This is a genomic window from Acinetobacter sp. ANC_7503 (assembly GCF_056780035.1).
Map to the genome: position 1 here is coordinate 474,637 of NZ_JBWYJA010000001.1, position 15,718 is coordinate 490,354.

The window sequence follows — 15,718 nt, forward strand, 5'->3', positions numbered from 1 at the left end:
CATATATTCTGTATACCTAAGCATGCCGATAAAAAAAGAGCGAATCAATTCGCCCTTTTGCTATATTGTAATGAATTAATTAAACACATTGTTTAGGTACACAATTCTCTCATTGGTCTTTTGAATGAAACATTTAGAATATTGCATCTCAACATTCATTTGATTCATTTCATTGTCCCAATATTGATAATGTTGCTGATAAGTTTCGCGTTCTTTTTCTGGGATACTTTCAATTGACTTTTGAGAGACCACTTTACAGTCCACGTCACGACGTTCGAACCATTCAGTTTGATCGCTCTTTAGCTGCTCTTTTTGTTCGCCGCTCAAATTATCCCAAGTTAAATTAAGTCGCTCGACAGCTCTTGCTTGCTCTTTATCTAAATCAGATTTTCTCAATTGCATAGCTTTGAGTGCCAAGGCCTTTTGTTTTTGTTGAACAGCCTCATACTCTTCGTAAGCTTTTGATTCATTCTGATTTGCTTTACGAAATGCTTCAAATTGAACAGCATATCTCGTCATACTTGCAGCAATATCTAACAATGCATTATCAGGTTGCACACTCAGCATTAAACCTTCTTTATCCGTCTTGGTAATCTCATAATTCAAAGTGCCTGTGAGCTTATCTTGCCCATAACTGATATTGCCATGAACATCATTAATCCAATGTTGGAGCGTATAACTACCTTCGTCATGTTCACATTCGTATTCGCAAGGTTTTTCAAGGTATGCATTTTCAGCACGACGTTGAAGCCCCTTCGGCAGGTGGATAACCAACTGGCTTGAACACGTCAATTTGTTTGTTGCATTTGAAGGATCACTCGTTGTTGTAATCGACTTGAGTTCAAATCTAAGCGATGAGTTGATTTGGGAAAGTAATTTTAAATCTGACTCATACTGATCTGTTGCTTTTAAACGACGATCTAAAATGTTGTTATATTCCTGTTGCGCAAAGCGTTCAATTTCTTTGACATTCGTAGGAGAAGTACAACTCCAATCAGCAATTTCTACATTCTGTGAGGTGTCTTTGCTTTTCTTATTCAGATCACAACCTGCAACGAAGATGGTAGAGATAATCAAAGCCAATTTAATCTTATACGTCATTTTTTATACCGCATATTTATAATTTTGACATATTTAATCAAATAAAAAACAACAACTCCATCACATTTTTATTTTTTTAAAATTCGATGCGTAAAAGCTAACGCTCAACAACCCTGTTTAATCAATGCCTAACTTAGAGTGAAAATTTTTTGCTGTAATTCAGATGTTCGACTAATCGCCATATTTGTTTCGCAATTCAATCGAAAAACTTCAGGATTATCGGCGCCTTCACTATTTAATTTACATTCTAAATTACGCTTTTTTGCCCACAGTTCTTGCTCGTATTGTATTTTTTGGCGTGCTTGAAGTGAAGCTCTACTCCATACAGAATTTAGATCTTCATTGGCTTGATCTAATTTAAGTTGTGCTTCAGCAATAAGAATGGATTGATAATCATCTGATGTTTTATTTTGCTGATTTAAAAGTGCTTGTTTCTTTTGACGATCTAACACTAAAGCCGTCAAACGTGATGGTTTTAAATGGGCATCTATTAGAACTTTTTGCATAAAACTGGTGAAATGTAGTGCATTCACCAATTGTACAGTTACTTCATGCTCTGAAATTCGTACACTATAATTTAACTCAGTAGAAATCTGATTGTTCTCAAAGTTTAATTGAGAAAGTGCAGCTGATTCTAAAACATTTGACTCTCGATTTAATGCGCGCGATACATCAGCATCCGTCAGATAATTTGATGGTAGTTCAGCAGTGACTCTTGCTGTACACATCGTCTGATCAGAGGATCTCATTTTCTTTATTTTATCAATGTTTTCAATTTTAAATTGAACTGGTTTCAAACTACGCTGTAAGAGTTGACCATCTATAATAACTTGATCATTTTCTATAATACTTTTGAGTTGAGTCGCTGAGATATTCGCGATGTCTTTATGGATGACTTGTTCGAGTTTTAATTGCACTTCAGGTTGATCACAACGATTAAAAGCATACATGATTGAATACACTTGTTGGCATCCTGACAATGCACCAACCATGCACAATGTGGTCAATGTTTTCATCCGAAGTTTCATGCTACTCCCCCAATCAAACTCAAGCTCTTGATACCAAACCTCATTGGTTTTGTTTTGATTCTTATTAAAGCTCTCAGTTAAATTTTATTAAAAAATACAGATCTTCATAAAATATACTGAATCATGAATTATTCAATCATCCAAAATAAAAAAGGCCGATATTAATCGACCTTTAAATGATTGAATTCACATTATTTTATGAAAGTACGAATTACCTTACCTTTGACTTTTTGATTAATCAACGGTGTATTTTTACCTTGAGAAATAATAGAAGATTTATCAAGTGTCCATTCCAAATCTGGATCAACCAGCACCCATCCAGCCTGTGCTTTCCATGTCTCAGTCATTTGTGCAACAGCAGCTGGCGCACTCGTTACTTTTTCAACCCACTCTAATGGACTAAATAAACCTTCTTCAATCAATTTGATTCCAAAAGGAACATATGAATCAAAAGCAGTAAAACCTGGCAAAGTCTCTGCAAAAGGTGCCATTTTTGCAGAACTACTGAGTGGTTCATGATGCGTACAAATCGCGTCAATTACTCCAGATTTCACTCCCTGACGAAGTAACTCTTTATCAGACTCTGAACGCAAAGGTGGACGTACATGTGCCAAGGAATTGAATCCATCAATTAAAGATTCCGTAAGATGTAACTGATGCATTGCAACATCACACGTGACTGGCAATCCTTTTTCCTTCGCGATACGTATTAACTCAACCGAAGCACCACAAGACAGTAATCCGAAGTGTGCGCGGACTTTTGTCGCCTCTATCATTAATAGATATTTTGCGATCGCGACCGTTTCTGCCAAAGCAGGAATCATTGGTAAACCTTGGCGTGAAGCAATAAAGCCTTCATGCACACAGCCATCTTTCGCAATTTGAGGCTCTTCAGCATAGAATACGACAGTTAAATTCAAACCTGCAGCATATTCAAGCGTACGAAGCACCACATCGTCATTCGCAAAAGGTGCATTTGCATTTGATACAGCAGTACAACCACCCTTTTTTAAACCTGCCATGTTGGCTGGTTGATTTCCTTGAAGCCCTTGTGTTTGTGCACCTATCACTTCAAGGTAAATCCCGCCATCTAACATTGCCTTTTCAACAAGACCATGAATTAAAGCACCATTGTCCTGAACGATAGGTTTTGAATCTGGTGGGGTAAATACATGTAAAATGCCATTTTCACGTGCTGCTTTACCTTCAGATTTCAACGTTCCATGTTGTTGTTGACCTGGCTCTCGTAAACGTGCACACAAATCAACCATCGTTGGCATCAACCATTTGCCTTGCCCATCGATGCTTTCATGCACATCTGAAGTCGCTTCGATGCGTTTTCCATCTTGAATAAAAATAGTTTGTATTTGATCAGTTTGAGCAATTGGATCTAGGACGCGTACATTTTCGACTTTAACAATAGACATGACTGATTCCTTATACCGCAACTGCTTCAATTAAACCTTGTTCTTGTAACTGACCCTGCATCGCCAGCGCGAGAACTGCCATACGCACCGCAATACCATTGGTCACCTGATTCAAAATCACTGATTGAGGACCATCTGCAATACTTGAATCAATCTCAACACCACGATTCATCGGCCCTGGATGCATCACGATACAATCAGGTTTGGCCAAAGCCAAACGCTCTTTGTTCAAACCATACATTTTGTAAAATTCAGCTTGTGAAGATAATGCAGGTGAATCGATACGTTCATTTTGAATACGTAAAGTAATGATGACATCACAATCCTTAATCCCAGCTTCCATATTGTTAAATAGGCGAACACCTTCACCATATTCATCGAAGCCATAAGGAAGTAACGTATTCGGCGCAATCACACGAATATCTTTACAACCTAATGTTTGCAATGCAGCCACATCAGAACGTGCAACTCGTGAATGTTTAATATCCCCAATGATCGCAATGGAAATATCTTCAAATTTTTTATTGGTTTCACGGCGAATCGTAAGCATATCCAACATTGCTTGTGTTGGATGCGCATGACGTCCATCACCCGCGTTGATAATCGCAACAGTTGGACAAACATCCTTCGCAATAAAATGTGCAGCACCCGATGAAGAATGTCGAACAACAAAGATATCGGCCGCCATTGCTTCTAAATTCCACAGTGTATCTCTCAGTGTTTCGCCTTTAGAAGTACTTGAGCGAGCAATATCAATATTGAGCACGTTGGCAGAAAGACGTTTTGCCGCTGCTTCAAATGTCGTTCGTGTACGTGTCGAATTTTCGAAAAACAGATTCATTACCGTTTTGCCTTCAAGCATATTATTGGTAATGAGCTGATTTTGGTCATTAAAAAAGGACTGTGCAGTGTCCAATATTTTTGTAAGAGTTTCTTTTGAAAGGCCTTCGATGGTGAGGAAGTGTTTGAGATTCCCATCTTGGTTGAGTTGAATCTGGCTCGGTGTATGCAATGCAGCGAAGTGCATGAGAGATTCCTTATACGTTAAGTTAACGTATTATACAGAAATTCTTTTCTGACCGCAGTTTAACTTTTAAACATTAGTTTTTTAAAAACTAGAAACCAATTAAATTTCAAAAATATAATTATTCCAAATACAACCACGCTGCCATAATTCACGCTTAATACATATATTTGCAACAATTCGAGACCTTTCCAATAATGGAAGTATATCTCCAACTGCAATTTTTATTGGTACATCAGGTATCAGATATTGCATTCTAGCAACTTGTACATTATTGGTGTCTATTTCAATCACTAGGCACTAACTTGAGTAAATTAATGATTGATTTGTGTCGTTGAATAATAAATCCCACCTTTCGGAATATGGTCCTTTCCTCCTTCTTCTAAAGAAAGCCATTAGATAAATACCGAAAATATTGGTTTAGGTTTCATCCTATTTAGCAATAAGTTTTTAAAAAATTTAATTTTTATAAGTTTACATGATACTTTTTTTCATGATCTTTCAATATCTAAAAATATGGACATTACCCCTTTTTTAAATTTATAGGCGCTGTAGTTTAGATTCAACGAGATTGATAACATGAGTAAATTCAACGCCAATAGAATATTCCATCTTTATCAAAAACAACAGATTCTTTCACTGTCTGTCTCTGCCCATTTTTCCAAACACGTGTCTGTATATCCACCTGAAACTTTCCATCATCACGATTGATCCATGCGATAGGTGTTGTTTCAATTCGATCATAATAATTAGAACGATAAAGACCCAACTTCCCCAAATTCATTCCTTCAACTTGACTAATATCAATTTCTTCTAGTAAATCTTGTCCAAATTGCATATAAATTGTGATTTTGTTCTTTCTATCTTGTTTTTGAGTGTCAATCGCTAAGGTCTTTTCGGCGTTCCATAACGCATGTGTTGAAATTTGTGCGTATATTTGCCCTTGAAAGAGAAAAAACATACTCAATATTAAAGCGATTTTTTTCATATGGTTATTTTTTTGGCATTTTTATTGATTCAATTTAACCATAAAAATGCGCCAAACACATCTGAAGTGAAATAAAGATTAAAATCAATCCCATCCAAATATTAAAAATTCTTGCTCGATTTCCCACATTAAGAAACTGAGCCAATTTTTCCCCTGCATATCCCCAAAGCCATAAAGAGACATAGCAGACCATAAAATAAATCAAAACAAAAAGCGCTAAATAAACACTATTCTCTGAAGCTGAAAATAGAGCTGTACCTGAAACAGCGGCAATCCAAGCTTTTGGATTCAGCCACTGCATTAAAGCACCTTGCGTAAAATTTGGAATTTTATCTAGATCTTGTTGATCCGTTTGAATTTTCTCGCCTTTAGCACTTAAAATATTCCAGCCAATCCAAACCAATAGAGCCGTTCCTAACAGCGCAATAGCATCCAAAAGAACCGGATACAATAAAATAATCTGATATAAACCAAAGCAAACTGCTGCAAGTAAAGCAGTAAATCCAATGGTAGCACCTGAAATAAAAGCAAAAGTTTTTCGAACACCAAAGTTCATACTGCTACTGAGAATAGTTAAATTAACAGGTCCAGGAGAGATAGACATCGATAATGAAAAAGTAAACATAGAGAAAATTAAAGCCAGCATATTTTTTATCTTTTAGTGTTTTTTTAGTTTTATGGGGCTATATCAACCAGTTTCAATCAATCTTTAAATTTAAATTATTTTTAAAATGGTTGTATCAGCGCATTAAAGCAGTTTTAAAATCAAAAATAAGTTAAAATATGCGATTGCTTTATTTGTCTTTGGGAATGTTCATGAATTCTAAACCTCGTCTTTCTACATATTGGGTTACCTGTGCAGATGGGCTTGAAACCTTACTTCAAGAAGAAATTGAAGGTTTAGGAGTACAAAACGTTGAACGTTTCCCTGGGCGATTGGTTTTCAAAGGTCAATTGGCTGATGCCTACCGCATTTGTATGTGGTCTCGTCTTGCATCACGTGTTTTGACGCCTATTCATACGTTTGAAGTTGAATTTACTCACGATGCACGCGATGTAGCTGAAGAACTCTACGAAGGTGCAAATAGTTTTGACTGGTCGCTTATTTTTGCACCTCAAAGTACATTTGCTGTGCGTTTACATGTTGAACGTGAGATCAAGGTCAATAGCCAATTCGCCACATTACGTGTAAAAGACGGTATCGTAGATTCCTTCATGGAGGCTGTCGGTAAACGTCCAAGCATCGATATCAAACAACCAGAAATTACCATTTATGCTTTGGCTGGTAAGAAAGAACATACTTTTTGTTTAGATTTGTCTGGTGATTCATTGCATAAACGTGGCTATCGCCACTATATGACTGATGCACCCATCAAAGAAAACTTGGCTGCAGCCATCCTTCAACATGCAAAATTAATTGAAAAGAATCCAGATATTGTTCTTGATCCAATGTGTGGTTCAGGAACATTCATTATTGAAGCTTTGATGATGTTAACTGACCGTGCTCCTGGTTTGGTTCGTCGTTTCGGCTTTAATGGCTGGAATGGTCATGATCATGATCTTTGGATGCAAATTAAAGGTGAAGCTGCGGAACGTCACAAAGTTGCCTTAGAAAAACCGCTTCCAAAATTCTATGCCTTTGACGCAGATTGGGAAGCAGTAAAAGCAACCAAAAATAATATCCGCGCTGCAGGATTTGAGGCATTGCTAGATCAAATTCAAATAGAAGAGCGCACCCTTTCTGATTGGCCAGATTTTAAGGCAGAAGGTAAATCTGTGGTCGTTGTCACTAACCCACCTTATGGTGAGCGTCTTGGTGATAAAGGCTCTAGCCGTTCATTCTATCTTGGTCTATCTGGCTTACTTCAAAAGAACTTTGCCAACCAAACTGCCGCAGTTATTGCAGCTCAAATTGAACAAGCAGACGTTTTGGCATTTAGCGAAACTCAAACACTTCGCTTAATGAATGGTAAGCTACCTATTTATATTCGCTCAGGTAAGATTAAGCCGCCTGTTGTGACACAACCTTTCTTAGCCAATTGGCAACCACTTCAATTCGATAAAATTGAAGGTGCTGAAGATTTTACAAATCGCCTGCAAAAGAATATGCAGAATTTGAAAAAATGGGCAGTAAAAGAAAATATCTATTGTTTGCGAATTTATGATGCTGATCTACCAGACTTCAATGTCGCCGTAGATCTATATGGTGACCGATTGCATGTTCAAGAATATGCCCCACCAAAATCAATCGATCCTGAAAAAGCGAAAAAACGTTTTAATCTTGCTTTACAAGCTATCCGTGCTGTCACAGGTTTAGGTCGCGATGCCATTTTTATCAAGACTCGTGCTCGTCAGGAAGGTAAAAACCAATACACAAAACAAAGTACTGCCTCTAAACGCTTTATCGTTCAAGAAGGCAAAGCGAAAATTTTGGTTAACCTCACAGATTATTTGGATACTGGCCTTTTCCTCGACCATCGCCAAATTCGCTTACGCATCGCTGCTGAAGCAAAAGGTAAACATTTCCTTAATCTATACAGTTATACCTCAACTGCAAGTTTACATGCTGCGTTAGGTGGTGCTGCGAGCACGACCAGTGTCGACCTTTCAAATACTTATTTGAACTGGTCTAAAGAAAACTTTGTCTTAAATGGTTTAACGGTTGATCATGCTGACCAACAACACCAGTTCTTTGCCAGCGATTGTTTTGAATGGTTAAAAGAAGGTCATGAACAATATGACTTAATCTTTATCGATCCGCCAACGTTCTCGAACTCTAAAAAATTCCATGGTACGTTTGACGTTCAACGTGATCACTTATCCCTGATTAAACGTGCAATGAATCGTTTAACCACTGGTGGTACGCTGTATTTCTCAAATAACTATCGTGGTTTCGAATTAGACGACGAAATCAAAGCGTTTTATGACATTGAAGAACTCACCCATGAAACAATTGGTCTAGACTTTAAACGTAATACTAAAATTCATCGTTCATGGAAAATTAGACACCTTCAAGCCTAATGACTAGAGAGCTTGACCAATAAAAAAAAGGGCAATTCGTTTGCCCTTTTTTTATTTTTTTAAATTTTTTGAAGGTGAATATTCCTTTGTCACAATAATGGTTGGATCTGTTGAAACATAGACAATGCGTGGTAGCGTATCATAAGGATAATACGTCAGTAGTTTAATGGTTTTGCTAATCTGCTCTGGATCTGCTTTTTTGCTCAATTCAAAATCAGAAACTGCATTTGAAACCAATTGCTTCTGATTAAACTCTTCTGCTTGAGTCTGAGCCAAATGTTGTTGATTTTGTATTTGTACCTCAGCGCTCTGTGATACTTCTTTTTTTAATTCTTGCACTAAATTTTCATTCAAATTCTGATCAATCACTTGCTGTTCGATGAGTTCAGATTCATCTAATTGCTGTGCAGTTGCCCATTGGAAACCACACATCAGCATGCAAGAAATTAAAATTGACCGTCGAAAAGTAACACTTATGAATTCCATTTTTTATCTCGAGAATTATTATTGTAATTTTATTTATATATTTATTAATTACAGCTAATCAAGTGCGTTCACTCGCATTCCGATGAACGCACCATATTCTTAAATACGACTCACTTCAAAGTAAGAGTATTTAGAACGATCAATCACGTCATAGGGTTTACTTTCATAACTATGAAGCGTGTGAACTGCTTTCATTTTATGTGATGAACACTGCTCTAGAACTTGCTTACGTGGGTCATTCTCAACCACAGTCACACAAAATGATGTTTTACCCTGAGCTTTCACCAATGTATTTACTTTGGTCAGCATAAACTTTAGTACGTCTAACGCACTTGGATCACAGAGGAAACTATGCGTCATGAGATAATCAAAGGATTGCCCTTCTTCGGGAAGCGTTAACTGTCCAGTAATTCGAGCATAAGTGTTATAGACAGGTTTTAACAGTTTTAACGTTGTAGAATAACTCGCCACTTTAGTTTGTTTGAAATCTTTTTGATCCCACAAACCAAATAAACCTACGATTTTATGATCTGAATTGAGCACTAAATGAAAGTCTTCTAATCTCAGCCCATACCAAAAAGGATGATTAGCTTCCAATAACTGTCTAAAGTCATAATCAGGTAAAAAATTATAATGGGAAGCCATTTCTTGTATAAAACCATTGACCGCATCAATCTTATCTATGGTCATTGTTTCAAGGCGAAGTTCAGCAGACTGCTTAAACTTAGGCACCTTAGAAATGGTAAAAGTGGTCATCGAATCAAAGATATAAGGTAAAGCATATCCTTCTCTTTCACGATGCATCATATTACGAGCTACTTTATTATCTTCTAAAATCACACTCTGGAAGATAATTTCACGAGGGAAACATTCAAAAATGTATTCCATAAATACATTAAACGCTTTTTTACCCCGAGCTGTAAGTTTGATTCGTAAATCTGATACATAGCGTAATTGTTCAGTGACGCCATTGATCCAATACGATTTCCAACCGATGTTCATCATGGCAATAATTTGATCAGGCTGATCTTGATGTACGACAACCAAAATTTCAGGCTTATTATATTGTGCATGTGTAGCCCGAAAATAACTCGGTTTCCGCTCAAATGAAATCACCATACCGTTACTCGGCATACTTTCAGAAATCAGCTCAATCAATTGAGGATCATCTTGCTCCGCAGCATAACGTAGATAAAATTCAGGCGAGATTTTTGATCGATATAGTAAATTTTGCTCTGTCATTTTTAAATTCTTAAATAAATTTCATTTTCTTCAACGGTTCTGGCTTGATATTCCCCTCAATCATGCCATTGCGCATTGCGATTGTCTTATATTCATGCCATGCATCTTCCACATGCATCACGCGTGCTTCATCTAATTGCCCTAAATTACGTGCCAACTCATAGTGAAAATTTTGTTTTAGCAATTGATCTAACTGTTGATCGGACGGCTGCCCACTCACACTACCCTCAGAAAGCAAAACATAATAAGGTTTCGATTCGGTCTGTTCTATACCGAGTAAACTAATGGGTAAAAAACCGTTTTGTTTAAATGTATCGATCACACTCAAAGCAACAGATTGATCAATCTTTTCTCCGACCAAATCAACTGTCATCTTTCGACCGAGAAATTTAAAGCACGGAATGCCCTGATAAAAAGAATCAACCAATAATTCATCATCAATAATGTAGCGTTTTAGGCCAGACCCTGTCGTAATAATCGGACTCACGATTTGACCTGGTTTAAGCTGCCAAGCAGGATAAATTTGCTGAGTATCTAAATCTTGAAACTCATAAAAATGAGCTTGATACATCAAGGGATAATGATCATCTAAAGGTATAGTCACTACGCCTTCAGTGGCCCAAAGCCCTTTACCTTCAAAACTTACACCCTTAATTTTGGTTTTTAAAATTTGTGCCCAGTGCTGTGCGCTTGCGGTATCCCAAGATGAAATTAAAAATAGCTTTGGCCACAATTTTTTCCAACAAGTCGGATCTTCCAAATCTAATCGTTCTAGAATCTGGCTACGTTTTACTGATTTTTTTATTTTTAAAAAATCTAAACTTTGACGACTCCACTGACCAGTCGATAAAACCTCAACGATTTCACTCTTATTTTCTTGGATAATTTCGATCAGTTGCAGTGCAAAAGTTGGGCTCCACACTGAAATCATGCCGAGATTTTCATCTCTGACTAAATATACAGCCGTAGCGAACATCGCATCTTCAGCAGTTTCTGCCAAAGCAATGTCAGCAGGCACGGCCTGCGTAATTTGAGTTAAAATTCGTTTTGAAAAAGAAAGTAAGGCACTATCATCATTTAAATTATGAGTGGTCGTCAGTTGACGCTGGCTTTCAGGCAACCAAGATACAGACCAATAGTGAGTTGTACGTTTTAGTTCAGGATAACGACGATATAAACTCGTGAGCCATAAACCAATCGCCTGATCTATTTCATCTAAAAATTGTTGGGTATATGGAATAAATTTGAGTGCTTCACTTGAACCACTTGTAGGCTGGAATCGGATAATTTTACTTTTATTAAGTAAATTTACGCCTTGATTACGTGATGCTTCAACTTTCTGCTTCCAATCAGCATAACGTGTTACTGGAAAATGTTGAGCAAACGACTCATATTCCATCTTTGGATCATCACATATAACTTTTAATTTATCACGCTGAACTTTTTCCAATTGATCAGCGTATTGATAAAAGTCTTTAAATGATTTTTTACAGGCCAAATTTAAAACTTGATGAGCTGCAAATATCACAGACATTAGGCCACCTTAGAATCTTGATCTTGATCTTGATCTTTGGTTTGAGCCGATTTAGATAATTTATCTTTATTCAGATTCGACTTATTTTTTTTGAGCGATGATTTTTTCACAAACCTTACCGCTGTTTGCAAAATATCAACCCAACGCAGCTCACCAATACACGGTAATTCAGTACCTTGAACCCAAGATGGATTGCATTCCTCAAAAAACTCAATTTTACGATTTTTCTGGCGCATTTCTTCTGTTATTGGGGCCACATCAGGTTTCAGACACTGATAGTTTTCTCCAAAATCAATCAGCTTTGATTCATCATCATAGTATTCTGCAAAATACTCACGACAATACGCTTCAACATAATCTTTTAAATATTCATCTTTATTTTCTGGATTTGGATAATAGTGATAATAATTATTTGCAAGAAGTAAGTAGGTCTTAAAGCCCTTTGAGATCAGCATCCAATAGATCGGTACCCCCGTATGACGTAATTTGAAGGTCATTACATAACGAAACATCGCACGTTGTAATGCTCGACTACCCCAATACGCCTCCTCAATAATGGTATCACCACTAAAAAAAGCATGGGCAGTTTTACCATTCACGGTAAAATTTCGCTCCATTACAGTTGAGAAACCCACTAAAAAATCTTTTTTGGGTTCTCGAATGATAAACACACCAGTCTTTTCCAGAAGGTCTCTTTCAAAAATTTCAAAGACTGTATTTGAATAATAGTTACTGTAAATATTGAACATCTTTTCAATATCACGGGGTTTTAAATCTTTTACCTTAACAAACTCACTATAAGGTTCTTTTTTTAATTTTCGGAGTCGTTTTAATTCTAGCATATTGATCCCATTAAGCTAAACAATGAATTCCTTTTGTGAATCAATAAACAAATTAAACATTTATTCACAAAAATATTGAGTGCAATCTTATACTTAATAGATTTGAGTAGCAATTTTATTAAAAAATAAATTTATTATTTTTAAATCACTTAAATGAAAAAAAACCTGAACGAATTCAGGTTTTCTAAGTTTGTTTATTAAATTCTAATTTAATTTAAGTTTACTAAAACTCAAATTTCCATCAGTGCTTTGTATAACAATTGTATCTCCTGGCAAAAATTCTCCCGCTAAGATTTTTTGAGCCAATGTATTTTCAACCTTTTGTTGAATAGCACGTTTAAGTGGTCGAGCCCCATAGATTGGGTCATATCCTGCCTCAATTAATTCATCGAAAGCAGTGTCATCTACAGTCAAACTTAAATCACGATCAGCCAAACGAGCACGTAAGCGATCTAACTGAATATCCGCGATACCTCGAATCTGCGATTTTTTCAGTGCATGGAAGATTACAAGCTCATCAATTCGGTTAATAAACTCTGGTCTAAAATGCTCAGAAACAGCAGCCATCACAACACTGCGTACATCTTGTTCCGTCGCCATGTCACCTAATTCGCGCACTTCATTTGAACCTAAGTTTGAAGTCATGACGATCACGGTATTTTTAAAATCCACCACACGCCCTTGCGAATCAGTCAAGCGACCATCGTCAAGTACCTGAAGCAGAATATTAAATACATCTGGATGAGCCTTCTCTACTTCATCAAATAACACCACGCTATAAGGCTTACGGCGAACTGCTTCAGTTAGCACACCACCCTCTTCATAACCAACATAACCAGGAGGTGCTCCCACCAAACGACTAACAGAATGTTTCTCCATAAATTCAGACATATCGATACGGATCATGGCATCGTCACTGTCAAATAAGAAGTTTGCTAAAGCTTTAGTTAACTCAGTTTTACCGACACCTGTTGGACCTAAAAATAAGAATGAACCACTTGGGCGATTTGGATCTGAAAGTCCAGCACGTGAGCGTCGTACAGCATTAGAAACTGCAACTACCGCTTCATCTTGGCCTACGACGCGGTTATGTAAAAATGTTTCCATACTGAGTAATTTTTCACGCTCACCCTGTAGCATTTTTGCTACAGGAATTCCTGTTGCTGCACTTACAACTTCGGCAATTTCATTGTCCGTCACTTTATTACGCAATAATTTAGGTTCAACTTTCTCTTCAGATGCTTCTTCACTGAGTCGTTTCTCCAAATCAGGAATTACTCCATATTGAAGTCGTGCCATTTCAGCTAGATCATTTTCACGTTGTGCCTTTTGCATCGCAATACGTGCTTGATCAAGCTCAGCCTGAGTTTGTTGATCGCCTTGGACCAAACGCTTTTCAGAAATCCACACTTCTTCAAGATCGCTGTATTCCTTCTCCACTTCAGCAATTTGTTTTTCTAAGTGTGAAACTTCAGCTTTACTTCCCGCATCTTCGTCTTTTTTTACAGCCTCAAGCTGTAATTTGAGTTGAATAAGACGACGCTCTAATTTATCTAGAGACTCAGGTTTTGAATCAAGCTCCATCTTAATTCGAGATGCCGCCTCATCAATTAGATCAATCGCTTTATCTGGTAGTTGACGATCTGTAATGTAGCGATGTGACATTTTAGCTGCAGCAATGATGGCAGAATCTAAGATTTTGACACCATGATGTACTTCATAGCGCTCTTTTAATCCACGTAAAATCGCAATCGTGTCTTCAACGCTAGGCTCGTCAACCAATACTTTCTGGAAACGACGTTCAAGTGCTGCATCTTTTTCAATGAATTGTCGATATTCATCTAAAGTTGTAGCACCTACACAACGTAATTCTCCGCGTGCTAAAGCAGGTTTCAACATGTTACCTGCATCCATTGCACCGTCGCCTTTACCTGCACCGACTAGAGTGTGCAACTCATCGATAAACAGAATAATTTCACCATCATGTTTAGCTAGATCTTTTAATACTGCTTTTAAGCGCTCTTCAAATTCACCACGATATTTTGCACCAGCTAAAAGCGATCCAAGATCAAGTGATAAGACACGTTTATTTTTTAAACTTTCAGGCACTTCTCCATTGACGATACGCTGTGCTAAACCCTCAACAATGGCAGTTTTACCAACACCCGGTTCACCAATCAAAACAGGATTATTTTTTGTACGGCGTGATAAAACTTGGACTGTTCGACGAATTTCATCATCTCGCCCAATCACTGGATCAAGCTTGCCAGAAAGTGCTCGCTCAGTGAGATCAATGGTGTATTTGTTTAATGAATCACGTTGATCTTCATGATTGTTACTCATGACTTTTTCATCACCTCGAACTTTAGTTATCGCCGCTTTTAAACCTGCGGATTGAACACCAACCGCATTTAAAATAGTTTTGGTTGCACCTGTTTCTGCTAAACCAAGTAACACCCAATCTGTTGAAAGAAACTCATCACCCGATTTTTGTGCATAACTATCTGCCAAGTTAAGCGCTTTAACCGCATCTGGACTGAGATTGATATCCCCAGTTGGATGGGCAAGTGTTGGTGCATCAGCAAGCGCCTGTTGCAACTTTGTGCTCAATTCTCGTAAATTCGCCCCTGCCTGCTGCAACAAACTCATATTTGATGGCTCTTCAAGCAGTGTCGATAGTATATGGATGCCTTCAATCGCTGTATGATCCTTGCCCATTGCTAAAGATTGCGCATCAGATAAGGCTTGCTGTAAGCGATTTGTAAATTTTTCAAAACGCATTATTATTTTCCTCACAACAAATTTGGTACTTGCTTAGTTAATGGGTGAGAAGCGTCATATTTCAAGTCGTTTTTTTAATTATTTTCTTAAATTTCAATTATTTAAAAAATAAAGATAGATTATAATTATAATATTTGTGCTGCTCATACATTTTTCAATACCACTTCACAATTTTTTCATGGTGATTATGATATTTATCTACTATTCACTACATATGACAAAGAAAATATATTCTCAGTAAACG

Annotated in this window: 12 protein-coding genes; 1 reads left to right on the forward strand and 11 read right to left on the reverse strand. The window is 37.1% G+C overall.

Features of this window, described 5'->3' with window-relative positions; all coding sequences use genetic code 11:
* Positions 1–75 precede the first annotated feature (75 nt).
* The 6 genes from AC1M9M_RS02460 to AC1M9M_RS02485 all read right to left on the reverse strand — a co-directional run bounded on the left by AC1M9M_RS02460 (position 76) and on the right by AC1M9M_RS02485 (position 6,214).
* Complete coding sequence (locus AC1M9M_RS02460) at positions 76–1,101, reverse strand: lysozyme inhibitor LprI family protein (protein WP_035265899.1); 1,026 nt, start codon at positions 1,099–1,101, stop codon at positions 76–78.
* 128 nt (positions 1,102–1,229) lie between these two features.
* Positions 1,230–2,129: a lysozyme inhibitor LprI family protein gene (locus AC1M9M_RS02465; RefSeq protein WP_481589789.1), complete on the reverse strand. Its 900-nt coding sequence runs from the start codon at positions 2,127–2,129 to the stop codon at positions 1,230–1,232.
* A gap of 191 nt (positions 2,130–2,320) precedes the next feature.
* Complete coding sequence (locus AC1M9M_RS02470; protein WP_481586674.1) at positions 2,321–3,556, reverse strand: dihydroorotase; 1,236 nt, start codon at positions 3,554–3,556, stop codon at positions 2,321–2,323.
* A gap of 10 nt (positions 3,557–3,566) precedes the next feature.
* Complete coding sequence (locus AC1M9M_RS02475; RefSeq protein ID WP_092766128.1) at positions 3,567–4,583, reverse strand: aspartate carbamoyltransferase catalytic subunit; 1,017 nt, start codon at positions 4,581–4,583, stop codon at positions 3,567–3,569.
* A 586-nt stretch (positions 4,584–5,169) separates the two neighbouring features.
* Complete coding sequence (locus tag AC1M9M_RS02480) at positions 5,170–5,568, reverse strand: hypothetical protein (RefSeq protein ID WP_481595504.1); 399 nt, start codon at positions 5,566–5,568, stop codon at positions 5,170–5,172.
* A gap of 34 nt (positions 5,569–5,602) precedes the next feature.
* Positions 5,603–6,214, reverse strand: coding sequence for a LysE family translocator (locus AC1M9M_RS02485; protein ID WP_481595505.1), 612 nt, complete (start codon positions 6,212–6,214; stop codon positions 5,603–5,605).
* A 170-nt stretch (positions 6,215–6,384) separates the two neighbouring features.
* Between AC1M9M_RS02485 and rlmKL the strand changes: the two genes are divergently transcribed.
* Positions 6,385–8,589: a bifunctional 23S rRNA (guanine(2069)-N(7))-methyltransferase RlmK/23S rRNA (guanine(2445)-N(2))-methyltransferase RlmL gene (gene rlmKL, locus AC1M9M_RS02490; RefSeq protein WP_481589786.1), complete on the forward strand. Its 2,205-nt coding sequence runs from the start codon at positions 6,385–6,387 to the stop codon at positions 8,587–8,589.
* A 51-nt stretch (positions 8,590–8,640) separates the two neighbouring features.
* Here the strand turns inward: rlmKL and AC1M9M_RS02495 are convergent, their stop codons facing one another.
* The 5 genes from AC1M9M_RS02495 to clpB all read right to left on the reverse strand — a co-directional run bounded on the left by AC1M9M_RS02495 (position 8,641) and on the right by clpB (position 15,474).
* Positions 8,641–9,075 carry a hypothetical protein gene (locus AC1M9M_RS02495; protein ID WP_481595506.1) on the reverse strand — a complete coding sequence of 145 codons (435 nt, stop codon included), beginning with the start codon at positions 9,073–9,075 and terminating at the stop codon, positions 8,641–8,643.
* 99 nt (positions 9,076–9,174) lie between these two features.
* Positions 9,175–10,317, reverse strand: coding sequence for a GNAT family N-acetyltransferase (locus AC1M9M_RS02500; protein WP_481595507.1), 1,143 nt, complete (start codon positions 10,315–10,317; stop codon positions 9,175–9,177).
* 10 nt (positions 10,318–10,327) lie between these two features.
* Entirely contained in the window at positions 10,328–11,851 is a 1,524-nt protein-coding gene (locus AC1M9M_RS02505) for a GH3 family acyl-acid amido synthetase (protein WP_481595508.1), read from the reverse strand.
* Positions 11,851–12,693 (reverse strand): hypothetical protein, encoded by an 843-nt coding sequence (locus tag AC1M9M_RS02510; protein WP_481586668.1) that lies wholly within the window; start codon positions 12,691–12,693, stop codon positions 11,851–11,853. Before AC1M9M_RS02510 ends, AC1M9M_RS02505 begins: the two co-directional genes overlap by 1 nt.
* Before the next feature lie 204 nt (positions 12,694–12,897).
* Positions 12,898–15,474 (reverse strand): ATP-dependent chaperone ClpB, encoded by a 2,577-nt coding sequence (gene clpB, locus AC1M9M_RS02515; RefSeq protein ID WP_481595509.1) that lies wholly within the window; start codon positions 15,472–15,474, stop codon positions 12,898–12,900.
* Positions 15,475–15,718 lie beyond the last annotated feature (244 nt).

What these genes read in the sequence shown, in the direction of transcription:
- AC1M9M_RS02460 (WP_035265899.1), bottom strand. Translation starts at nt 1,101, where the DNA reads ATGACGTATAAGATTAAATTGGCTTTGATTATCTCTACCATCTTCGTT.
- AC1M9M_RS02465 (WP_481589789.1), bottom strand. Translation starts at nt 2,129, where the DNA reads ATGAAACTTCGGATGAAAACATTGACCACATTGTGCATGGTTGGTGCA.
- AC1M9M_RS02470 (WP_481586674.1), bottom strand. Translation starts at nt 3,556, where the DNA reads ATGTCTATTGTTAAAGTCGAAAATGTACGCGTCCTAGATCCAATTGCT.
- AC1M9M_RS02475 (WP_092766128.1), bottom strand. Translation starts at nt 4,583, where the DNA reads ATGCACTTCGCTGCATTGCATACACCGAGCCAGATTCAACTCAACCAA.
- AC1M9M_RS02480 (WP_481595504.1), bottom strand. Translation starts at nt 5,568, where the DNA reads ATGAAAAAAATCGCTTTAATATTGAGTATGTTTTTTCTCTTTCAAGGG.
- AC1M9M_RS02485 (WP_481595505.1), bottom strand. Translation starts at nt 6,214, where the DNA reads ATGCTGGCTTTAATTTTCTCTATGTTTACTTTTTCATTATCGATGTCT.
- rlmKL (WP_481589786.1), top strand. Translation starts at nt 6,385, where the DNA reads ATGAATTCTAAACCTCGTCTTTCTACATATTGGGTTACCTGTGCAGAT.
- AC1M9M_RS02495 (WP_481595506.1), bottom strand. Translation starts at nt 9,075, where the DNA reads ATGGAATTCATAAGTGTTACTTTTCGACGGTCAATTTTAATTTCTTGC.
- AC1M9M_RS02500 (WP_481595507.1), bottom strand. Translation starts at nt 10,317, where the DNA reads ATGACAGAGCAAAATTTACTATATCGATCAAAAATCTCGCCTGAATTT.
- AC1M9M_RS02505 (WP_481595508.1), bottom strand. Translation starts at nt 11,851, where the DNA reads ATGTCTGTGATATTTGCAGCTCATCAAGTTTTAAATTTGGCCTGTAAA.
- AC1M9M_RS02510 (WP_481586668.1), bottom strand. Translation starts at nt 12,693, where the DNA reads ATGCTAGAATTAAAACGACTCCGAAAATTAAAAAAAGAACCTTATAGT.
- clpB (WP_481595509.1), bottom strand. Translation starts at nt 15,474, where the DNA reads ATGCGTTTTGAAAAATTTACAAATCGCTTACAGCAAGCCTTATCTGAT.